Below are 20,964 nucleotides of genomic sequence, written 5' to 3'. Positions count from 1 at the left end.
CGCGTGAGGATCGCGATCGTCGGCGGCGGGCCCGGCGGCCTGTACTTCGCCGCCCTGATGAAGCAGCTCGACCCGGCCCACCGGGTGACCGTCTGGGAGCGCAACGCGCCGGACGACACCTTCGGCTTCGGCGTGGTGTTCTCCGACGAGACGCTCGGCGGCATCGAGAACGCCGACCCGGAGTTCGCCGCCGCGATGGCCGACCGCTTCGCGCGCTGGACGGACATCGACATCCACCTCGACGGCGGCAGCCACACCGTCGGCGGCCAGGGCTTCGCCGCCCTGGGCCGCCGGGAGCTGCTGCGCCTGCTCCAGGACCGCTGCCGCCACCTGGGCGTCGAGCTGCACTTCGGCACCGCGGCGCCCGACACGGCCGAGCTGCTCGCCTCGTACGACCTCACGGTCGCCGCGGACGGCGCCAACTCGCGGGTGCGGCAGGCGTTCGCCGAGGAGTTCCGGCCCGCGCTGGACACCCGGCGCAACAAGTACATGTGGCTCGGCACGGACCTGGTCTTCGAGGCGTTCCAGTTCTTCGTCAAGCAGACGCAGTGGGGCACCGTGCAGGTCCACGGCTACCCGTACTCCGACGCCGGTTCGACCTTCATCGTGGAGATGCACGAGGACGTCTGGCGCCGGGCCGGCTTCGACGCCACCGAGGGCGAGGAGTTCCCGCCCGGCACCTCGGACGAGAAGGCCGTCGACCGGATCCGGGAGCTGTTCGCCGCCGAGCTGGACGGCCACCGGCTGTTCGCCAACAACTCCAAGTGGCTGAACTTCACCACCGTGCGCAACGAGCGGTGGCACCACGGCGGTCTCGTCCTGCTCGGGGACGCCGCGCACACCGCGCACTTCTCCGTCGGCTCGGGGACGAAGCTGGCCATGGAGGACGCCCTCGCGCTCGCCGCCTGCCTGCACGAACACCCCGGCCTCGACGAGGCGTTGACGGCGTACGAGGCCGAGCGGCGGCCGGTCGTCGAGTCCACCCAACGGGCCGCGCAGGCCTCGCTGGAGTGGTTCGAGAACATCGGCATGTACGTCCGCCAGGAGCCGACCCAGTTCTGCTTCAACCTGCTGACCCGCTCGCGCCGGATCACCTACGACAACCTGCGCGAGCGCGACGGCGACTTCGCCGACCGGGTCGCCGCCGGCTTCGCGGCGGCGCAGGGCTCCGCCGGGGCCGGGGCCGTCCCGGCGATGTTCCAGCCGTTCCGGATCGGGCAGCTGGAGCTGAAGAACCGCGTCGTGGTCTCCCCGATGGACATGTACTCCGCGGTCGACGGCGTGCCCGGCGACTTCCACCTCGTCCACCTCGGCTCCCGGGCGATGGGCGGCGCGGGCCTCGTCATGACCGAGATGGTCTGCGTCTCCGAGGACGCCCGGATCACCCCCGGCTGCACCGGCCTGTGGACGGACGGGCAGCGCGACGCCTGGCGCCGGATCGTCTCCTACGTGCACGGGCAGAGCTCCGCCCGGATCGGCCTGCAGCTCGGCCACGCCGGGCGCAAGGGCTCCACCCGGCTGATGTGGGAGGGCATGGACGACCCGCTGGCGGAGGGCAACTGGCCGGTCGTCGGCCCCTCGCCGCTGCCGTACGGGCCGGGCTCGGCGACCCCGCGCGAGGTGACCCGGGCGGACCTGGACCGGATCACCGCCGACTTCGTCGCGGCGGCCCGGCGCGGCGCCGAGGCCGGCTTCGACCTGCTCGAACTGCACTGCGCGCACGGCTACCTGCTCTCGTCCTTCCTGTCGCCGCTGGCGAACCGCCGCACCGACGAGTACGGCGGTTCGCTGGAGAACCGGCTGCGCTACCCGCTGGAGGTCTTCGACGCCGTCCGCGCCGTCTGGCCGGCCGAACGGCCGATGATCGTGCGCATCTCGGCCACCGACTGGGCGCCCGACGGCAACACCGAGCACGACGCCGTGGAGATCGCCCGCGCCTTCGTCGCGCACGGCGCGGCCGCCGTGGACGTCTCCTCCGGCCAGGTCACCAAGGACGAGCGCCCCGCCTACGGCCGCTCCTACCAGACGCCGTTCGCCGACCGGATCCGGCACGAGGTCGCGGCCGCCGCCGGCGCCGCCGTCATCGCGGTCGGCGCGATCGCCTCCTACGACGACGTGAACTCCATCCTGCTGGCCGGGCGCGCCGATCTCTGCGCGATCGGCCGCACCCACCTGTACGACCCGCACTGGACGCTGCACGCGGCCGCCGAGCAGGACTACCGCGGGCCCGCCGCGGACTGGCCGCTGCCCTTCCGGGCGGGCAGCCGCAGGCCGCCCTCGGCGCGGACGGACGCGGTGCGGCCCCGCCTCTCGCTGCTCCGCGCGGAGGGCCCGGACCGCGCCGTCCACCTGCGCTGGACGCCGCCCCGGCAGCCGGCCCGGGTGCCCTGAGGCACCCCGGCGGCAGGGCGGGTCAAGCCGCCGAGCGTTCGACGGTGACCTTGAGGTGCTTCATGATCGGCTGATCGCTCTGGGTGCTGTAATCGGCGAGCGCGCAGAGCACGTTCATCTCCGGCATGTAGCCCGCCGCGCAGCCGCGCGGGATGTCGTAGGGCACGGCGAGGTAGCCGTGCAGCGAACGGGTCGAGCCGTCGCGGGCGGTGCTGGTGATGTCGACCGGGTCGAACTCGCCGACGCCGCGTTCGCGCATGTCGTCGGCGTTCATGAAGACCAGGGTGCGCAGGTTCTTGATGCCGCGGTAGCGGTCGTCGTCGGAGTAGACGGTGGTGTTCCACTGGTCGTGCGAGCGCATGGTGCCCAGCGCCAGGGTGCCGGGGGCGGGGACGACGTCGGGCAGCGGCGCGGCGGAGAACTCGGCGCGGCCGGACGGGGTGAGGAAGACCAGCTCGCGGGCGGGCTGCCTGATCCGGAAGCCGAGCGGCAGCCGGACGCGGCGGTTGAAGTCCTCGAAGCCGTCGAGGACCTTCGCCATGGTGTCGCGGATCCGGTCGTAGTCCTCGACGTACCACTCCCACGGGGTGGCGCTGTCGGGGAGGGCGGCGCGGGCGATGCCGGCGATGATCGCGGGTTCGGAGAGCAGGTGGGGCGAGGCGGGCCGCTTCATGCCGACGGACAGGTGGACCATGCTCATCGAGTCCTCGACGGAGGTGCTCTGCACGCCGCCGCGCTGGTGGTCCTTCTCGGTGCGGCCGAGGCAGGGCAGGATCAGCGCCTGCCGGCCGTGCACCAGGTGGCTGCGGTTGAGCTTGGTGCTGACCTGGACGGTCAGTTCGGTGCGGCGCAGCGCCTCGCAGGTGTAGGGGGTGTCGGGGGCGGCGAGGGCGAAGTTGCCGCCCATGCCGACGAAGACCGTGACGTCGCCGCGGTGCATGGCCTCGACGGTCCGGACGGTGTCCAGGCCGTGGGCGCGCGGCGGGTCGATGCCGCAGACCTCGCCGAGCCGGTCGAGGAACTCCTCGGTGGGGCGGTGGTCGATGCCGCAGGTGCGGTTGCCCTGGACGTTGCTGTGGCCGCGCACGGGTGAGGGGCCGGCGCCCTCGCGGCCGAGGTTGCCGCGCAGCAGCAGGAGGTTGACGATCTCGCGGACGGTGTCGACGCCGTGCTCGTGCTGGGTGACGCCGAGGCACCAGCTGACGACGGAGCGGTCGGCGTCGCGGTAGGTCCGGGCGGCGGCGAGGATGCCGGCGCGCGGGACGCCGGACTGCTGCTCGATCTCCTCCCAGGGGGTGGCCTCGCAGCGGGCGCGGTACGCGTCGAAGCCGGCGGTGTACCGGTCGATGAACTCCCGGTCGAGCGCCTTGGGGTCGGAGCCGGAGAGTTCGAGGATCGCCTTGGCGATGCCGCGCAGCAGGGCCATGTCGCCGCCGATCCGCGGCTGGAGGTTGAGGGTGGTGGTCGCGGTGGGGTGGAACAGCGCCATGTCGACGAAGTCGTGCGGGACGATGGTGCGGGTGGCGGCGGCCTCGACCAGCGGGTTGATGTGCACGATCCGGGCGCCGCGCTTGTGGGCCCCGGCGAGGGCGGTGAGCATCCGGGGCGCGTTGGAGGCGGCGTTGACGCCGATGATGAACAGGGCGTCGGTGGTCTCCCAGTCCTTGAGGTCGACGGTGCCCTTGCCGGTGCCCAGCGACGCCTCCAGGGCGCGCCCGCTGGCCTCGTGGCACATGTTGGAGCAGTCGGGGAGGTTGTTCGTGCCGAGTTCACGGGCCATCAGCTGGTAGAGGAAGGTGGCCTCGTTGCCCAGCCGGCCGGAGGTGTAGAAGGCGGCCCGGTCGGGGCTGTCGAGCTCCCGCAGGGTGCGGCCGACGAGTTCGAAGGCGTCCTTCCAGCTGATCGGCACGTAGTGGTCGGTGGCGGCGTCGTAGACCAGCGGCCCGGTCAGCCGGCCCTCGTTCTCCAGCGCGGAGTCGGACCACTCCATGAGTTCGGTGACGGTGTGGGTGGCGAAGAACTCCTTGCCGACGCGCTTGCGGGTCATCTCCCAGGTGACGTGCTTGATGCCGTTCTCGCAGATGTCGAGGTGCAGGCCCTTGGTGGCGTCGGGCCAGGCGCAGCCGGGGCAGTCGAAGCCGGTGTTCTCGTGGTTCATCCGCAGGATCGCGCGCGGGCCGTCGACCAGGGCGCCTTCGCGGACGAGGACGCGGCTGACGCTCTTCGCGGCGCCCCAGCCGGCCGCGGGGTGGTGGTAGGGCCGGAACTCCGGCGGGCTGCCGGGGGCCGGCCCGGAGCCGTTGCCGGCCCGGTGGCCGTTCCCCTCGGCGGCGCCCGGTGTGCCGTCGGCGTCCTGCGTGGCGGCGGCGTCCGTCGCGACCGGTGCGTCGTCGTTGCGGTCGGAGGCGTTCACGGCACTCACCCTTCGGCGTCGGCGGCCCCCTCGGCGTCCGGTGCCCCGGCCCCGGGCCTCCTGGTGTCCGGGTCCGCGGCATCGGGACGCCTCTCAGGGCGCCCGCGGCGGGACGCGGGCCGGTGCCCGCTGCCCAGGCTATGCCCGGTGGATGGCGCCCGCCCGTGGCACCGGGTGCGGGGCGGTGCGGCCGCCGGTCGGCCGGGCGGGCGGGCTGCCGCTAGGGTGGCAAGCGTTGCGTCTGTTTTGATATGAAACGAGTGATTTCCATGGGTTTACCCCCCGTGGAGGGGTTCGGCTCCTTCGGTCCCACGGATCCCTTCTCCGACCTGCTCAACCGCTTCTTCGGGATGTCCGCGGCGTCCTCGCCGCCGGCCGTGCAGCGGGTGCCGATCAACCGGCTGCTGACCGGGTCCTCCCGCGCGCCGATCGCCCGCGCCTCGCAGCGCGCGGCCGGGGACGGCAGCGAGGACCCGGACACCGAGGCCGAGGACCTGCTGGTCGCGCACGGCCACCGGCCGGAGTTCGGGGCCCGTCCGCTGCGCCGCACCGTCCGGGGCGAACCGCACCACCGGATCGCCGAACCGGTGCTCGGCGGCGCGGCCGACACGGGCGACACCTCCGTCGCCGACGTGCAGCACGCCGACGTGCAGGACGGCGACGTGCAGGACGGCGAATCGCGGGTAACCGCCCGTCACCCCGCCGACGGCACGACGCCGGACGCGGCATGACCGACACCGGCCGACGGGACGGCCAGGAGGGAAGGACGGTGGAGGTGCCCGCTCCGCAGCCGGTGCTCAGCCCGCTGACCACCGCGTCGCTGTTCCTCGTGCTCACCGTCGACCCCGGCGGCGAGCCGGTGGTGCGCGAGCTGCTGGCCGACCTCGCCGGCCTGCAGCGCAGCGTGGGCTTCGGGCACCCCGACGGGCGGCTCAGCGTCGTCGCCGGGATCGGCTCGGCCTGCTGGGACCGGCTCGTGGACGGCCCCCGCCCGGCCGGACTGCACCCCTTCCGGGAGTTGCAGGGCGCCCGGCACCGGGCCCCGGCCACCCCGGGCGACCTGCTCCTGCACATCCGGGCCGCCCGGCAGGACCTCTGCTTCTCGCTCGGCTCGGAGATCATGTCCAGGCTGCGCGGCGCGGTCGCGGTGGCCGACGAGGTCACCGGCTTCACGTACCTCGACCAGCGCGACCTGCTCGGCTTCGTCGACGGCACCGAGAACCCCGTCGGCCGGGCGGCCGCCGAGGCCGTGCTGATCGGCGCGGAGGACCCGGACTTCGCCGGCGGTGCCTACGTGATCGTGCAGAAGTACCTGCACGACCTCGACGCCTGGAACCGGCTGCCGGTCGAGCAGCAGGAGCGGATCGTCGGCCGCCGCAAGCTCACCAACGTCGAGATCGACTCCCCCGGCTCGCACGTCGAGCTGAACACGATCACCGGCCCGGACGGCCGCGAGCGGCAGATCCTGCGCGACAACATGCCGTTCGGCAGTCCCGGCAGCGGCGAGTTCGGCACGTACTTCATCGGGTACGCGCGGACGCCGGAGGTCACCGAGGAGATGCTGCGCCACATGTTCCTCGGCGACGGGCCGGTGAGCCACGACCGCATCCTCGACTTCTCCACGGCCGTCACCGGCACGCTGTTCTTCGTGCCCTCCGCCGACCTGCTGGAGGACCTCGGGGCCGAGGAGGACGCCGGTACCGGCGAGGCGGGGTCGCTCGGCATCGGCGACCTCAGGAGCAGCTGACAGCACCGACCGCACGGCCGGCGCCGGAGCAGTGCTGCCGGCACCGCCGCAGGCGACAGGAGACCCGACCATGGACAACCTGCACCGCGAACTCGCGCCCGTCTCGGCCGCGGCCTGGGCCGACCTGGAGCAGGAGGCCCGGCGCACCTTCACCCGGCACGTGGCCGCCCGCCGCATCGTGGACGTGCCCGAGGCCGGCGGCACGGAACTCGCCGCGGTCAACACCGGCCGCCTGGACGAGATCCGCTCACCGGACCCGGGGGTGCGGGGCCGGCTGCGGCAGGCGCAGCCGCTGGTCGAGCTTCGGGTGCCGTTCACCGTCGACCGGTCGCAGGTGGACGACGTCGCCCGGGGCGCCCAGGACGCGGACTGGGCGCCGGTGAAGGAGGCCGCCCGGCGGATCGCCTTCGCCGAGGACCGCGCCGTCTTCGAGGGCTACCCGGCCGCCGGCATCGCCGGCCTGCGGGCCTCCTCCGCGAACGAGGCGCTGACGCTGCCCGCGGACCCGCGCGACTACCCGAACGTGATCAGCCGGGCGATCGGCGAACTCCGGCTGGCCGGTGTCGGCGGCGCCTACACCCTCGCCCTCAGCGCGGACGCCTTCACCGCCGTCAGCGAGACCTCCGACCACGGATACCCGATCCACGAGCACCTGCGCCGCCTCCTCGACGGCGAGATCATCTGGGCCCCCGCCATCGACGGCGCCTTCCTGATCTCCACCCGCGGCGGCGACTTCACCCTCCAGCTCGGCCAGGACCTGTCCATCGGCTACCTCGCCCACGACACCGACACCGTGGAGCTGTACTTCCAGGAGTCGCTGACCTTCCTCGTGCACACCGAGGAGGCGGTCGTCCCGATCAACCCCGCCCCCGCGGCGTAGCAGCGGCCGCCCGGGCCGGGGCTCAGCTGGCGGCGCTCTCGGCCGCGATCATGTTGATCAGCCCCGTCCTGCCGTGCTCGACGAGGTGGCGGCGCTGGCGTTCGGCGCCGTTGCCCTCCCGCAGCAGGCGGCCGACCAGCGGGGCCACCGCGCGGGTGTCGCCGAGCTCCTCGAGGGCCGGGGCGAGGAGTTCCATCATGCCCGCGACGACCTCGCCGGCCGGCCGGGACAACCCGGTCGCCGGGTCGTGCAGCGTGCCGTCCATGCCGTACCGGGCGGCGTGCCAGGCCGCGCCCTCCAGGCTCTCCGGCGTCCGGCCGTCCGGCGGGACCCCTTCGGCGGCGTCCCGCTTCACCGTGACGACCAGGGCCCGGACCAGCCCGGCCAGCATCACCGCCTCGTCGGCGCGCAGCTGGACGTCCATCGACCGCAGCTCCACGGTCGGGAACTTGGCGGACAGCCGGGCCTGCCAGTACAGCTGGCCGCGGTCGCGGATCATCCGGGCCTCCAGCAGGTGGTCGATCCGGCGCTCGTAGTCCTGCGCGTCGGCGAAGTACGGCGGGATGCCGCTGATCGGCCAGCGGCCGAAGACCACCGTCCGCCAGCTCGCGTAGCCGGTGTCGGTGCCGTACCAGAGCGGTGAGTTGGCCGAGAGCGCGGTCAGCACCGGCAGCCAGGGCCGCAGCCGGTTGAGCACCGCGACCCCGGTCTCCGGGTCGGGCACGGCCACGTGCACGTGCATGCCGTTGATCATCGCCTCGTCGGCCAGCCGCGTGACGATGCTCCGGATCGAGTGGTAGCGCGGGGAGTCCACGATCGCCGGCGGAGCGTCGGGCGCGTACGGGGCGGTGCCGCAGGCCGCCAGCCGGCAGCCCGCCGTCTCCGCCGCCGTCGCCAGCGCGTGCCGCAGCCGGAGCAGGTGGCCGCCGACCTCGCCCAGGCCCCGGCAGACCGGGGTTGCCACCTCCACCTGGGCCTGCAGCAGCTCGTTCTGCAGTTCGTCGTGGTGCACCGCGGGGTGCAGTCCGGCGATCCGCCGCACCTCGTCGACCCGCGGCAGCGGCAGCCCGCTCTCGGGGTCGAGCAGCAGGTACTCCTCCTCGACCCCGACCGTCGGGGGTCCGCCCGGATCCGTGACCGTTCCGCCCCCGCCTGCCCTGTCGGTGCCAGCGCCCATGACTCCGGGCTACCACGTCCGCCGCGTCGGCACATCCGGGCGGGCGTTCCCGGGGCGCCCGGCTAGGGCGTGTCCCGCGGGGCGAGGCCGCCGGGGACGGGGGCCACGGGCTTGCGGCGGCGGTGCCGCAGCCAGAGGAAGAGCAGCAGGCAGGGCAGCAGCAGTCCACCGAGGGTGAGCACCAGGAAGGCCGTGAAGCTGGTGATGTTCCTGACCAGCCAGGCGAAGTTCTGGCCGAAGAAGCCGACGACGAAGGAGAGCGGCAGGAAGACCGTGGCGATGACGGTGAGTCGCTCCATGGTGGCGCTCTGGCGCAGGGTGATGGTGTTCTGCTCGACGGAGATCACCGCGATGTTCGCCTCCAGGACGGTGGCCAGCAGGTCGCGCTGGGCCGCGACCTCCTCGTTGACCAGCAGGAGGTGGTCGTGCACGTCGCGGAAGAACGGCAGCAGCTCGGCCGGTGCCCGGCCGGGCTGCAGGCGCCGGGCGAGCACGGCGAGCAGCGGGTGGACGGCGCGGTAGAAGTCGGTGGCCTCGCGCCGCAGGAAGTAGATCCGCTCGGTCGGCGCGACGGCGCCGGAGAAGACGGTGGCCTCGATCTGCTCGATGTCGCGGTCGAGTTCCGCCACGACCGGGGCGTAGCCGTCGACGACCTGGTCGAGGATGGCCCACAGGGTCGCGGCGCTGCCGGTGCGCAGCAGGTCCGGGCGGCGTTCGAGGCGGCTGCGGGCGCCGGCCAGTTCGCTGGCGATGCCCTGCCGGACGGTGATCACGAAGTGTTCGGCGAGGAAGATGCTGATCTCGCCGGTGTCGATCTCCTCGCGCTCGTCGTCGTACCGCGCGGTGCGCAGGATGATGAGTTCGGTGCCGTCCTCGTACTGCTCGGCCTTCGGCCGCAGGTGGAAGGCCTGGGCGTCCTCGACGGCGAGTTCGTGCAGGCCGAAGGTCTCCTGGACGCCGGCCAGCTCGTCGGGCCCGGGTTCGAAGACGCCGAGCCAGACGAATCCGCCCTGCCGGGCGTGCGCGGCGGCCTTCTCCAGCGGCATCGCGCCCTCGTGCTGCCGGCGTCCGTCGCGGTAGTGCGCGCAGTCCACGATCATGACCGTCTCCTCGCGTCCGGCCGACCGCGCCGTGCGTCGCCCGGACGCGGCACGGCGCGCCGTACCCACCCCCGGCAACCGATGTTCCTCCGAGTCGGCGCGGCCCGCTCAGTGAGGCCGCGCCGACGGTGGGACCCCGACGGCGGGCCCGCCGGGGCTCAGGAGGAGCGGACCTCGCTCAGGCAGAGCGTGTAGACCTTCGAACCGCGCTCCTGGACGTACGCGGCGTCGGTCTGCGGGTAGCCCTTGCAGACGTCGGCGTCGGACACCTCGAACCGGGCGATGATCCGGAATTCGGCGTCCCGGCCGGAGCAGTCGACCACGCTGAGGTCGGGCCGGTAGTCGCTGCCGGTGTTGTTGACGCAGTCGCCGACATCGGCGTAGTCGGGGTCGCGCTGCGCCGCGAACGCAAAGGCAGCGACGACCAGCACCGGCAGCAGCAGGCCGAGGATCTCCACCCGCCGCAGCAGCGGCCGGCCCGGCACCAGCGGGACACCGGGGGCACCCGGGACGGGCGGCGCAAGCCTGCGGATCTTCGCCAGGGCCACCAGGTTGACCAGCATGGTGATCGGGTTGATCACCATCGAGGCGATGCCCCACCAGCCCTGCCAGAGGCTCTTCGCCGTCATGTCCCGGAAGACCGCGGTGCCGCAGTCGCGGCAGAACGGGCCGCGCAGCTTCAGGAAGCGCATCACCACCAGGAATCCCTGGTGGCCGCGGACGGTGGCCTGCACGGCCGGCACCGAGCCGCAGCAGCGGCAGAACGGCCCCGCGGCGGGCGGGAACGGCCCCGCGGCGAAGCCCGCGCCGGGGCCGGGAGCCGCCGCCGACGGATCGGGAGCCGCCGCGGACGGGTCGGACGGGAGCTGCGGTGCGGGTACGGACATGCGGATCCTCTGCGGGGGCGGAGTCGGTGAGCAGGGCGGATGCTATCGGTGCGCACCGCCGCCGCGGCACCCGATTTTCCGCGGCCGGCGTGCGGCCTCCGGAGGATCCGTCAGATCGCCTGCGGTGAGGAGGGGTCGGGCCTGCGGGTGTGCGAAACCGCTGGACAGACGGGCGCCGCATGGAAGATCATCCAGTCGATGACGACACGAACCGACGTACCCGCGGCCCTGGACGAGCGCACCCAGCTCACCACCTTCCTCGACTACGCCCGCGCCACCGCACGGGCCAAGTGCGAGGGGGTCAGTGCCGAAAACGCCCGGCGCGCTCCGCTGCCCGGCTCACCCCTGATGACCCTCGCCGGCCTGATCAACCATCTCCGGTGGGTCGAGCACTGGTGGTTCGAGGTCATGTTCCTCGGCGAGGAGGACCGCGGCCCCTGGACGGACGAGGACCCCGACCGGGAGATGCGGATCGCCGTCGACCGCCCGCTCGACGAGCTGCTCGCCGAGTACGAGGCCGCGTGCGCCCGCCACCGCGAGCTGGTCGCCGCCCACCCCCTCGACACGGTGGCCAAGCGCACCCGCGGCGACCGCGGCCAGTTCGACCTGCGGTGGATCCTCCTCCACATGACCGAGGAGACCGCCCGGCACAACGGGCACCTCGACATCCTCCGCGAACTCCTCGACGGCACCACCGGCGCCTGACGGACCGTCCCGCGACACACCGCGGGCGGGCCGGGGTCCCGGGTCGTCGCCCTACACTGACGGCATGGCATGCCGCATCAGTGAGCTGGTCCTCGACGCGGCCGACCCCGGCCTGCTCGCCGCCTTCTGGAGCGAGGTCCTCGGCTACGTCGAACTCGGCCGCGAGGACGACGGGAGCATCGAGATCGGGCCGCCCGGCACCGGCTTCGGCGGCCCGCAGCCCACCCTCGTCATCGGCCCCACCACCGACCCGCGGCCGGCGAAGCTCCGCCTGCACATCGACGTCAGCGCCACCGACCGCGACCAGGAGGCCGAACTGGCGCGGCTGCTCGCCCTCGGCGCCCGGCACGCCGACGTCGGCCAGACCGGCACCGAGAGCTGGTACGTCCTGGCCGACCCGGAGGGCAACGAGTTCTGCCTGCTGCGCCGCCGGATCGAGCCGGTCTGACGGGCGTCGGCCCGGCCCGTGCCGTCGGATCAGCCGGTGCCGTCGGATCGGCCGGTGCCTTCGGCCCCGCCCATGCCGAACGAGTCGTGGACGGGCCGCACTTCGACCGCCACGACGTGGAAGTCGACCACCCGTCCGGCGATCTCGCGGGCCCGCTCCGGGCTCGCGCAGTCGAGCACGTAGTAGGCGGTCAGCTGTTCCGCCGCGGCGGTGAGCGGCCCGTCCGACGCGACCGCGCCACCGTCCCCGCCGTCCCCGCCGTCCTTGCCGTCCTTGCCGTCCTTGCCGTCCTTGCGAGCCGGCCGGAGCGTGGTGGTGTCCGCGGGGTAGGCCAGCCCGGCGCCGTTGAGCAGCTCGCCGGAGGCCGCCAGGTCCCGGTGCAGCGCCTCGTGCCGGGCGAACACCTCGGCCCGCTGCTCGGCCGTCATCGCCGCGGTCGCCGCCGGGTCCGCGTACATCAGCACCATGTACTTCACAGCGCCCAGCCTGACACCGATGCGCGCGCTCCGGCGCGTACATCCCCGAGCTGCCGCGCCGGACGAACCCAACGGGTCGCTTGCCGCGGGCGGCACCGGAAGGCGATCATGCGCCCATGAGACCCGACGTGGCGGCGTTCGTCGCCGACGGCCCGCTCCCCGACGAGGACGCGCACGAGGACGAGATCGCCCGGCGGGTGCGGCAGTTGGAGGCGATCGCCCGCCCGGTCACCGCGGAGGAGGCCGCGCGGCTCGCCCAGTGCTTCGGTCCGGACGACTGCTACGGCGTCGCCTGGTCCCTGCTGCACCTCGTGGAGTCCGCCCCCGGGCCCGTGCCGGCGGTCGAGCCCGGCCCGGACGCGAACGAGTGGCACCACCGGCTCCGGCGGCGGGCGGTGAACGCCGGCCTCGTCCCGGAGGACTGAACCGGCCCCGGACCGGGCCGGTCCGGGGCCGTTCGGGGCTGTTCGGGGCTGTTCGGGCCGTGGTCAGCCGAGGGCGGCGGCGAACATGCCGGCCTCGTAGGAGCCGCCCTTCTGGTGCACGATCACGGCGAGCCGGTTGGCCGCGTTGATCAGGGCGACCAGGGCGACCAGCGCCGCGATCTGGTCGTCGTCGTAGTGCTTGCGCACCAGGGCCCAGGTCCCGTCGGACACGCCCTCGTGGGCGTCGGCGAGCCGGGTGCCCTCCTCGGCGAGCGCGAGCGCGGCCTGCTCCGCCTCGGTGAACACGGTGGACTCGCGCCAGGCGGCGACCAGGTGCAGCCGGGCGGCGTCCTCGCCGGCGGCCGTGGCCTCCTTGGTGTGCATGTCGATGCACCAGCCGCAGCCGTTGATCTGGCTGGCCCGCAGCGAGACCAGTTCCTGGGTGGTCCGCGGCAGCGGCGACTGGTGGATCACCAGGCCGGCGTTGGCGAACCGCTTGGCGAACTTCGCGGCGAGCTCGTTCTCGAACAGGTTGAACCGGGCGTCCATGACGTCGTCCTCACTCGTGGTGTGCACTGGCGACCACAAGATGCCGCCGCCCCGGCCCGTGTGACGGCCCGTCGGTGTGACGAGCGCCACGGCCCGCGGGTGTCACGGGGCGGCGGCGAGCGGCGTCCTGTGGGCGTGACGCGGACGCGAGCGAGCGGGCAGGAGCAGCCGGTGGAGAACGGGCGGAACGGGCGGAGCAGCCGGAGCGGGCGGAGCGGGGCCCCGACGGGGACGGATCCGGCCACCGAGGCGTTCGTCGAGCATCGCAATCTGCTCTTCACCGTCGCGTACGAGATGCTCGGCTCGGCCGCGGACGCGGAGGACGTGCTGCAGGAGACCTGGCTGCGGTGGGCGGGCGTCGACCTCGCCGAGGTGCGGGAGCCCCGCGCCTACCTCGTCCGGATCACCACCCGGCAGGCGCTCGGCCGGCTGCGGACGCTCGGCCGGCGCCGGGAGTCCTACGTCGGGTCCTGGCTGCCGGAGCCGCTGCTCACCGCACCGGACGTCGCCGAGGACGTCGAACTGGCCGACAGCGTCTCGATGGCGATGCTGCTGGTGCTGGAGACGCTCGCGCCGACCGAACGGGCGGTGTTCGTGCTGCGCGAGGTGTTCGACCTCGAGTACGGGGAGATCGCCGAGGCCGTCGGCAAGAGCCCCGCGGCCGTCCGCCAGATCGCGCACCGGGCGCGGGCGCACGTCGCGGCGCGGCGGCCGCGCGGGGCGGTGTCCCCGGCCGAGACCCGGGACGCACTGGACGCGTTCCGGCGGGCGACCGAGACGGGCGACCTGCAGGGCCTGCTCGACATCCTCGCGCCGGACGTCGTCCTGCTGGGCGACGGCGGCGGGATCAAGCAGGCGGTGCTCCGGCCGATCGTGGGCGCCGACAAGGTGGCCCGGCTGCTGGCCGCCGGCTTCGGCCGGCTCGCCGCCGACCGCGCGCTCCAGCCGGCCCAGGTCAACGGCTGGCCGGCGCTGGTGCTGCGGCTCGACGGCGAGCTCGACACCGTCCTGGCGCTGCGCTTCGAGGACGGCCTGGTCACCGGCCTCTACGCGGTGCGCAACCCCGAGAAGCTGTCCCGGATGGGGCACGAGACCGAACTCTGCCGCTGAGCCACGGGCCGGGTCGGCCGCCCGCCCGGCGCCCGGTGAGGGGAGCAGAAGGAGGTCAGGGGGTCGGCGGTCCGGCTCGGTGGGCGAGGTGGCGGGCGCGGGCGGTGGAGAGGGCTCGGCGGAGGTCGTCCTTCGGGATGTCCGGGGTCCGGCCGGGGTTCTGTCGTGGGCAGTCGCAGGGGCGGCGGTGGGTGCGGCCGTCGGTCGAGGTGTCGAGCAGGTCCGGCAGGGCGGCGAGGCGGGGGTGGGCGCGGACGGCTTCGCGTGCGCGGTGGGCCGCGTCGAGCAGTCGCAGCTCCCACCGCAGGACGCAGTACGAGCAGCCCGGGACGGCCGCCCGGTCGTCCTCGGCCAGCTCGGCGAGGGCGGCGCGGGCGGTCGCGGGCAGGGACTCGTCGGCCGCGGCCTGCCGCAGCAGGAGGCCGAGGGACTCCCGGTCCCGCGGGTCGCACCAGGTGAGCCTCAGCAGCGCGGAGGCCAGCAGGCGGTCGCCGCCGTCCGGACCGGGCGCGACGAGGTGGATCCGGGTCAGCAGTTGCTCGTCCCCTGCCGTCTCCCGCCTGTCCGGTGCGCGCCGGACCTCCCAGTCCAGCTCGAACCGTGCGGCGGCGGCGCCGGCCTCGCCGTCCACCGGGAACTCCAGCGTGCACTGCCGCCCGCCGTGCACGGTGGGCACGAGCTCCAGGTGCGTCGCCGGGCCGTCGGCGGTGTCGTACCTCCGGCGCACCCGCACGACCGGGCGGGCCGTGGGCATCACCAGCCGCAGCACGGGGCCGCGGGCCGGCCATCCCGGGGCCGGCGGCACCACCCGGAGCAACGACCGGCCGCCGTCGAGGCCGAGCGGCACCACCTCGTCGTGCGTGACGTCCAGTTCCCAGTCCATCCGCGCTCCCTTCCCCGGCTACCGACGTGCTGCCGGGCGGCACCGGTTGCAGCCGGCCGGCCGGGCGGGCCGGTCACGGGGACGCGAGGTCGCCGACGAGCCGTTCGAGGCTGCGGCGCAGTACCTGGCAGGCGCGCCGGTCGGGGCCGGAGTGGGCGGGGTCGGCGGTCATCGCCGCCCAGTGGGCCAGCCGGGTGACGGCCCGGTGGTGGAGTTCGGGGCGGGGCGTGCCGGCGGGGAGGCCGAGCCGGACGGCCGGGTCGGTGCCGTACTCGCCGGCCACGCGGCGGAGTTCGAGCCGGTCGGGGTCGGAGAGGCCGGTCAGGCGGCCGTCGTAGCAGTCCCGCAGCACGGTGAGTTCGCGGAAGGCGTGCTGCTGCACCTCCAGGTCGACGAAGCGGCCGACGGCCCGGTCGACGGCGGCCCGGTCGCGGGCCGCGGCGGCGTCGGTGGCGGGCGGCAGGAGGGTGGGCAGGGTGTGGGCGCGGTCGACGATGCGGCGCAGTTTGAGGAGGTCGGCGCGGGCCCCGAAGTGGTCGGCGAGCAGCAGGCGGAAGTCGGCGAGGCCGCTGCGCCGGTCGAGTTCGGTCCGCAGCTCGGGCAGCCGGTGGACGCCGTCGCGGACGAGCCCGCAGGCGAGGGTGAGGCCGTAGCCCGCGAGGAGGCCGAAGAGCCGGGCGCGGCGGTCCGCGGGGACGGGCAGGTCGGGGTAGGGGCGGGTGGTGAAGTACGGTCCGCGGGCGGCCCGTTTGGCGAGCAGGGCGGGTTCGACGGCGGCGAGGGCGGTGAGGTCGGCGAAGTCCTGCTCGGTGAGCTGTCCGGCGGCCGCGCCGACGAGGCTGCAGACCGGCCGCAGGTCGTACATCAGGCGGGTGCCGCCGGCGGCGGTCATGACCCGGTCCGCGACGCGGCGGCCCTCGGCGAGCGGGTCGGGGTGCTCGGGCCAGTACAGCTCGGCCTTGGTGAGGACGCCGACGGTGGTGAGTGCGCCGCCGCCGTGGGTGCCTCCTCCGCCGGGGCCGAAGCCGGCGCCGGTGAAGTCGGCGAGGAGTTCCTCCTCGCCCTGGGCCAGGCCGCGGGCGAAGACCAGGACGAGCGCGTCCGCGTGGCCGGCGTGGCCGAGCGAGTCCGCCCGCACCTCGTCGGCCGAACGGCCGAGGAAGCGCAGGGTGTTGGCCGAGTCCGCGCCGAGGACGGAGTCCAGGCCCGGGGTGTCGACGAGGTCGAAGGCGCGCAGGCAGGGGCTGGGGTCGCTGACCACCAGGTGGTCGATCGCCCGCAGCCGGGCGTGTGCGGCGGTGTCCTCGTCGCGGGCACGGGAGGTGAGGTCGCGCAGTTCGTCCGGGTGGTGCCGGGTAGGCGGGCGGCCGTCCTTGTAGTGGACGGTGACGGTGCGGTCGGGGCCGTGGGTGAGGCGGCTGACGTTGAAGGTCAGCTCCTCGGCCCCGGTGTCCACCCGGTCCGCGCCGAGCAGGGCGTTGACCAGGGTGGACTTGCCCGCGCTGACCCGTCCGACCAGGGCGACCCGCATGGGGCGGGCGGTCAGTTCGCGGTAGCCGTCGAGGGCGTCGAGCACCGGGAGGACGGCCGGTGGCACCCGGTGGCGGGGGCCGAGCATCGCGGCGGCCTCGCCGACGGCCCGTTCGGTCGCCTGCCGGACGGTCTCCTCGGGTGCCGTCGGCCCGGCACCGGCGGCCGGCAGCCCGGCGTTCTCCGCCGCCGGTCCGGTCGCGGCGGGGGCGGTTTCCGGTGCGGGGGCGTCCGGGCGGCGGGCCCTGCGCCACCAGCGGCCGCCGGCCGGGCTCACCGCCGGGCCAGCAGCTCGGCCAGCCGGGCGCCGTCCCGTTCCACCCCGGCCCGGGTCTCGACCAGCGGCCGTCTCTCCAGGCCGAGTTCGGCGGCCCGGCGGGTGGCCTGTTCGCTGGTGGCCGTCCGGGCGGACTCCAGCCGGGCCAGGGTCTCCCGGGCGGACTCCCGCTCGCGGGCGATCCGGCTCTCCAGTTCGGCGCGCACCGCGCCGGCCAGTGTCCGGGTGACGTCCCCGACCGCGTTGGCGAGGTGGCTGTACTGGCCGGCGCGCATCGCCTCCAGTTCGGTGCGCAGGCTGGCCCGGCGGGCGGCCCGGTCGGCGAACTCCTGGTCGCGGGAGGCGGACCGGTAGCCGGCGTACCCGCCGAACAGGGCGCCGACCACCGAGCCGATCGAGGAGCCCAGTTGGGCACCGACGGCGGTGCCCGCGCCGGGCAGCACGAGGGTGCCGATCACCGCGCCGATCGCACCGGCGGCGAGCCCACCCGCGGTGGTGCCGACGCCGGAGCCGAAGGAGGCGCCGCGCAGCCGTCCGGCGGTCGGCGAGCGGCGTTCCTCCTCGCCGAGCCGGCCGGTGACCGCGAGCGGTGGCACGGGCGGCTCGGGGAGCGCGCCCGTCCGGCGGACGTCCAGCTCCAGCCCGTTGCGGCGGGCGAAGTCGGCCTGGAGTTCGGCGGCCCGGCGGGCGGCCAGTTCGCCGAGCGTCCCGGTGACGAGCGCCGCGTCGGCGGCCAACTGGCCGACCAGCCTGTCGGGATCGGCCAGCATGGCGTCGTCGTAGAGGTACTCGGTGCGGAAGCGGTGCCACACCTCGTCCAGCTCCTGCTGCGCCCGGGTGGTCAGGGTCCGGCCCAGTTCCTGGACGGCCTCGGCGAGTTCGCGGCGCCACCGGGCCTCGGAGGAGCCGAGCTCCGCGATGCGGCGTTCGCGTTCGGCGGTGTCCCGGTGGAGTTCCTCCAGGCGGGTGCGGGTGGTGTCGAGCAGCGACTGCAGCTCGGCCTCGACCGGCCGGAGCAACGTCCGTGCGGAGGCTTCGAGTTCGGCGAGCGAGGCGCCGATGAGCAGCGAGGCGCGGCGGGCGGCCAGCGCCGACCAGAGGAGCTCCTCGAAGGCCTCGAAGTTGCTGATCTCCAGGTCCTCCGGGTCGCCGTCGGCGAGGTGGTCGAGCTTGGCGCGGGCGGAGACCGGGACGAGCGGCACCTGCCGGGGAGGCAGGCCGGTGGCGTCGGCCAGTTTGGCGAGGGTGTTGGCGTGGATCGCCGTCCAGTCGCCGACGGTGTCGATCTTGGTGAGCGCGAACAGCAGTCCGTCGGTGCCGTCCAGTGCCCTGGACGCGCCGGCGGCCCGGGTGAGGAAGCGCAGCTCGCTCTCGGTCAGCGGCTGGGTGGCGTCGGCGACGAAGACCAGCGCGTCCGCCTGCGGCAGGAAGCCGGTGGTGACCGCGGTGTGCTCCCGGTGGACCGCGCCCACGCCGGGGGTGTCCACCAGGACGAGTCCGGTGGCCAGCCGCGGGTTGGGCAGGTGGACGGAGATCAGCCGGACCCGTTTGAGGTTCCCCGGGTTGCCGGACTCGGTGGCGTACTCGGCGATCCGGTCGCGGGTGATCTCCAGCTGCTGCGGCCCGCCGTCGCCCTGCCCGTCGGGCGGGTCGAGGGTGACCACGACCCGCTCCTGCGGGCCGTACGCGGCGGTGGTGACCAGACTGGTGGCGAAGTACGTGTCCCGGGGGAAGAGGTCCGGCTCCTCCAGCAGCGCGTTCAGCAGGGTCGACTTGCCGCGCTTGAACTCCCCGCAGACGACCACGGTCAGCGTGCCGTCGCGCAGCCGTCCCTCCGCCGCCGCCAGGCGCTCGGCGGCGGCGGCGTTGCGGGCGGCGACGGCGACCGGGCCCAGGGCCGCGAACAGCGCCAGAGTGTCGGCGCGCAGCGCGTCGAAGTCCCGGGCGGCGGCGCCGGAGGCGGTGGGGGTCATGCGGTCCTCGAAGGGGGTGCGGGCGGTCCGGGGCGGCGGCGGGCGGCGGGGTCGGGCCGGCGGGTCAGGTCGGGTCGCGGCGCAGCACGCCCTCGGCCTCGGTCGACGTCCGGTCGGCGTCCTGGACGGCCTGGTGGAAGGCCGCGTCCTCGGCCTGCTGCGCCTCGCGGTCGGCGACCGAGGCGTGGATGCGGTCCTGCGCCACGATGCCCTGCAACTGGGCGTTCATGGCGTCGAGCTGCTTCGGATCGGCGTGCAGGACGCCGTGGATGAAGGCCATCGTGTCGGCGGCCGCCGGGTTGTACCCGGCCACCTCGTCGATCACCGGGTCGCCGTACGGTCCGGCCGTCGCCGGCGGCCGGACGGAGGCGTCCGGACCGGCGTCCGGGTCGAGCGGCACCGCGCTCTCCGGGTGCTCGTACGCGGCGGTGAGCCGGTCCTCGACGGACGGGCCGTCCGTGGCGTCCCCGTGGCCGGTGCCGTCCGGGGAGTCAGGGGAGTCCGGGTTGTCGTGGTGCCCGGTGTCGGTGGGCGAGTCGTCGCCGTGCGGGTGGTCGGTGAGGCCCATCGCCTCGGCCACGTCGCCGAGCAGGTCGGCGACGAGGACGGCGGCCTCCTCGACGAAACCGGTCAAGGCGTCGACGGTGTCGTGCTGGTCCGGCAGGTGCAGCGGGTCGTCCGCCCCGCCGAGCGGGTCGTCCATGCGGTCCTTCACCCTTCGTTCCTCCGGCGGTCGTTGCCGCGGCGTCCGGTCGAGCGACCGAAGTACCCCAGCAGTCCGAGGCCGAGCAGCCACAGTCCGGTGGTCAGGTAGTGCCGGCCGTCCAGGCCGTGGCCGACGCCCGCCACGAGCGCCGTCACTCCGCCGCCGACCACCAGCGGCAGTGCCAGCAGCCGGGCGAGCGGGACCCGCCGGGTCCACCGCCAGGCCAGCGTGCCGAGCACCAGGACGGCGATCACCACCAGCAGGACGCCGGTGGAGCGCCAGGCCTGTTCCCAGTAGCCGGCGTACTCGTAGCACTCGTAGTCGTAGGAGGAGTAGTACGTGCATTCCCTGATGGTCGCGTTGTTGAAGAAGCCCGTCCCGACGGCGGCCAGGCCGACCGCGCCGAGCAGCCACAGCCGCCAGGACACCTGGTGCGGCGGCGTCCCGGTCTCCCGGGCGGCGGTTGCCGCTCCGGCCTCCTGTTCCACCGCGATCAGCCACTCGCCCGCGGCCACCGTCTCGCCCGGGCCGCGCAGTTGGCGGACGACCCGGCCGGGGGCGGTGGCGGCCAGGTCCAGCAGGGCGCCGTCCGGGGTGCGCAGGGTGCCGAGTGCGGCCCCGGCCGGGTAGCTGCTGCCCGGGGCGAAGTGCCATTCGGTGAGTTCGGCGGGGGTGCCGTTGCCCCAGGCGAGCGGGACGGCGCCCTGTTCGGTGGCGACGGGCGTCAGTCGGCGCTCGTCGGCGCGGGCGGCCCAGGCCGCGGCGCCGTGCACCACCGCCAGGTCCGGGTCCTCGACCAGCCGCAGCGGCCGGTTCAGCCGTTCCGCGAGCAGGGTCCGGACGAGCGGGACGCGGGTGGTGCCGCCGACCAGGAGCACCGCGTCGACCTCCTTGGCCTTCGTCCCGTGGGCGGCGAGCAGCTCGCGGCAGCAGTGCACCGTCCGGTCGAGCAACGGGCCGATGAGTGCTTCCAGTTGGGAGCGTTCGACGCGGCTGGCCGGGGTGACCGGGGTGAAGTAGTCCTCGACCTCGGTGGCTTCGCTCAGCTGGTGCTTGATCCGGCGGACGAAGTCTCCGAGTTCGAGCCTGGCCCGGGTGGCGCCGGCGGCCATCAGCGGGTCGAGCCAGTCCCTGGCCTCGGTGGCGATCCCGCCGGTGAGCAGGGCGTCGATGTCGCGGCCGCCGCAGTCGTCCAGTGCCGCGTGGCCGAGCACGGTGCGGGCGCCGTCGGCGCCGATCCGCACCAGGGCGGTGTCGAAGGTGCCGCCGCCGAAGTCGTAGACCAGC

19 protein-coding genes are annotated in these 20,964 nt (G+C 74.6%); 8 read left to right on the top strand and 11 right to left on the bottom strand.

Annotation, left to right across the window (positions count from 1 at the left end; all coding sequences use genetic code 11):
- The first annotated feature begins 3 nt into the window (after positions 1–3).
- Positions 4–2,391 (top strand): bifunctional salicylyl-CoA 5-hydroxylase/oxidoreductase, encoded by a 2,388-nt coding sequence (locus ABD353_RS32095; protein ID WP_344627202.1) that lies wholly within the window; start codon positions 4–6, stop codon positions 2,389–2,391.
- Between the two features lie 22 nt (positions 2,392–2,413).
- Here ABD353_RS32095 and ABD353_RS32090 read toward each other — a convergent pair whose 3' ends face one another.
- A complete protein-coding gene (locus ABD353_RS32090; protein ID WP_344627201.1) occupies positions 2,414–4,804 on the bottom strand; it encodes an FdhF/YdeP family oxidoreductase in 2,391 nt (796 codons plus the stop codon).
- Positions 4,805–5,073: 269 nt separating this feature from the next.
- Here ABD353_RS32090 and ABD353_RS40600 point away from each other — a divergent pair, with 269 nt between their 5' ends.
- The 3 genes from ABD353_RS40600 (at position 5,074) to ABD353_RS32070 (ending at position 7,431) form a co-directional block, all read left to right on the top strand.
- A complete protein-coding gene (locus tag ABD353_RS40600; protein WP_425555297.1) occupies positions 5,074–5,535 on the top strand; it encodes a hypothetical protein in 462 nt (153 codons plus the stop codon).
- Positions 5,532–6,551 (top strand): Dyp-type peroxidase, encoded by a 1,020-nt coding sequence (locus ABD353_RS32075; protein ID WP_344627200.1) that lies wholly within the window; start codon positions 5,532–5,534, stop codon positions 6,549–6,551. The genes ABD353_RS40600 and ABD353_RS32075 overlap by 4 nt, the downstream gene beginning before the upstream one ends.
- 70 nt (positions 6,552–6,621) lie before the next feature.
- A complete protein-coding gene (locus ABD353_RS32070; protein WP_344627199.1) occupies positions 6,622–7,431 on the top strand; it encodes a family 1 encapsulin nanocompartment shell protein in 810 nt (269 codons plus the stop codon).
- A gap of 22 nt (positions 7,432–7,453) precedes the next feature.
- Here the strand turns inward: ABD353_RS32070 and ABD353_RS32065 are convergent, their stop codons facing one another.
- From ABD353_RS32065 to ABD353_RS32055, 3 genes are all read right to left on the bottom strand, one after another.
- Positions 7,454–8,608, bottom strand: a complete 1,155-nt coding sequence (locus ABD353_RS32065) for a carboxylate-amine ligase (RefSeq protein ID WP_344627198.1) — start codon at positions 8,606–8,608, stop codon at positions 7,454–7,456.
- Positions 8,609–8,670: 62 nt separating this feature from the next.
- Complete coding sequence (locus ABD353_RS32060) at positions 8,671–9,708, bottom strand: magnesium and cobalt transport protein CorA (protein WP_344627197.1); 1,038 nt, start codon at positions 9,706–9,708, stop codon at positions 8,671–8,673.
- Positions 9,709–9,866: 158 nt separating this feature from the next.
- Positions 9,867–10,595 (bottom strand): LppU/SCO3897 family protein, encoded by a 729-nt coding sequence (locus ABD353_RS32055; protein WP_344627196.1) that lies wholly within the window; start codon positions 10,593–10,595, stop codon positions 9,867–9,869.
- A 198-nt stretch (positions 10,596–10,793) separates the two neighbouring features.
- On the opposite strand from ABD353_RS32055, the gene ABD353_RS32050 reads away from it, so the two are divergent.
- Together ABD353_RS32050 and ABD353_RS32045 are read left to right on the top strand one after the other, a co-directional pair.
- Entirely contained in the window at positions 10,794–11,300 is a 507-nt protein-coding gene (locus ABD353_RS32050) for a DinB family protein (RefSeq protein WP_344627195.1), read from the top strand.
- 64 nt (positions 11,301–11,364) lie between these two features.
- Positions 11,365–11,748, top strand: a complete 384-nt coding sequence (locus ABD353_RS32045) for a VOC family protein (RefSeq protein WP_344627194.1) — start codon at positions 11,365–11,367, stop codon at positions 11,746–11,748.
- 29 nt (positions 11,749–11,777) lie between these two features.
- Here the strand turns inward: ABD353_RS32045 and ABD353_RS32040 are convergent, their stop codons facing one another.
- Complete coding sequence (locus ABD353_RS32040) at positions 11,778–12,215, bottom strand: YciI family protein (protein ID WP_344627212.1); 438 nt, start codon at positions 12,213–12,215, stop codon at positions 11,778–11,780.
- A 125-nt stretch (positions 12,216–12,340) separates the two neighbouring features.
- Here ABD353_RS32040 and ABD353_RS32035 point away from each other — a divergent pair, with 125 nt between their 5' ends.
- On the top strand, positions 12,341–12,649 hold the full coding sequence (locus tag ABD353_RS32035; RefSeq protein ID WP_344627193.1) for a hypothetical protein: 309 nt from the start codon (positions 12,341–12,343) through the stop codon (positions 12,647–12,649).
- 63 nt (positions 12,650–12,712) lie between these two features.
- Here ABD353_RS32035 and ABD353_RS32030 read toward each other — a convergent pair whose 3' ends face one another.
- Positions 12,713–13,198 carry a carboxymuconolactone decarboxylase family protein gene (locus ABD353_RS32030; RefSeq protein ID WP_344627211.1) on the bottom strand — a complete coding sequence of 162 codons (486 nt, stop codon included), beginning with the start codon at positions 13,196–13,198 and terminating at the stop codon, positions 12,713–12,715.
- A gap of 171 nt (positions 13,199–13,369) precedes the next feature.
- Here ABD353_RS32030 and ABD353_RS32025 point away from each other — a divergent pair, with 171 nt between their 5' ends.
- Positions 13,370–14,308, top strand: a complete 939-nt coding sequence (locus ABD353_RS32025) for an RNA polymerase sigma-70 factor (RefSeq protein WP_344627192.1) — start codon at positions 13,370–13,372, stop codon at positions 14,306–14,308.
- 55 nt (positions 14,309–14,363) lie between these two features.
- Here the strand turns inward: ABD353_RS32025 and ABD353_RS32020 are convergent, their stop codons facing one another.
- The 5 genes from ABD353_RS32020 to ABD353_RS32000 all read right to left on the bottom strand — a co-directional run.
- Complete coding sequence (locus ABD353_RS32020; protein WP_344627191.1) at positions 14,364–15,191, bottom strand: hypothetical protein; 828 nt, start codon at positions 15,189–15,191, stop codon at positions 14,364–14,366.
- A 73-nt stretch (positions 15,192–15,264) separates the two neighbouring features.
- On the bottom strand, positions 15,265–16,998 hold the full coding sequence (locus tag ABD353_RS32015) for a dynamin family protein (protein WP_344627190.1): 1,734 nt from the start codon (positions 16,996–16,998) through the stop codon (positions 15,265–15,267).
- Complete coding sequence (locus tag ABD353_RS32010; RefSeq protein ID WP_344627189.1) at positions 16,995–18,971, bottom strand: dynamin family protein; 1,977 nt, start codon at positions 18,969–18,971, stop codon at positions 16,995–16,997. The genes ABD353_RS32015 and ABD353_RS32010 overlap by 4 nt, the downstream gene beginning before the upstream one ends.
- Positions 18,972–19,035: 64 nt before the next feature.
- Positions 19,036–19,686 carry a hypothetical protein gene (locus ABD353_RS32005; RefSeq protein ID WP_344627188.1) on the bottom strand — a complete coding sequence of 217 codons (651 nt, stop codon included), beginning with the start codon at positions 19,684–19,686 and terminating at the stop codon, positions 19,036–19,038.
- The coding region (locus ABD353_RS32000) for an Hsp70 family protein (protein WP_344627187.1) at positions 19,683–20,964 on the bottom strand (1,282 nt) is incomplete at its 5' end. The genes ABD353_RS32000 and ABD353_RS32005, both read right to left, overlap by 4 nt.

The sequence above is a fragment of the Kitasatospora arboriphila genome (assembly GCF_039528095.1).
Taxonomy (GTDB): domain Bacteria; phylum Actinomycetota; class Actinomycetes; order Streptomycetales; family Streptomycetaceae; genus Kitasatospora; species Kitasatospora arboriphila.
Note: the sequence above shows the minus strand (reverse complement) of the source record. Positions and strands in the feature narration are given on the sequence as shown.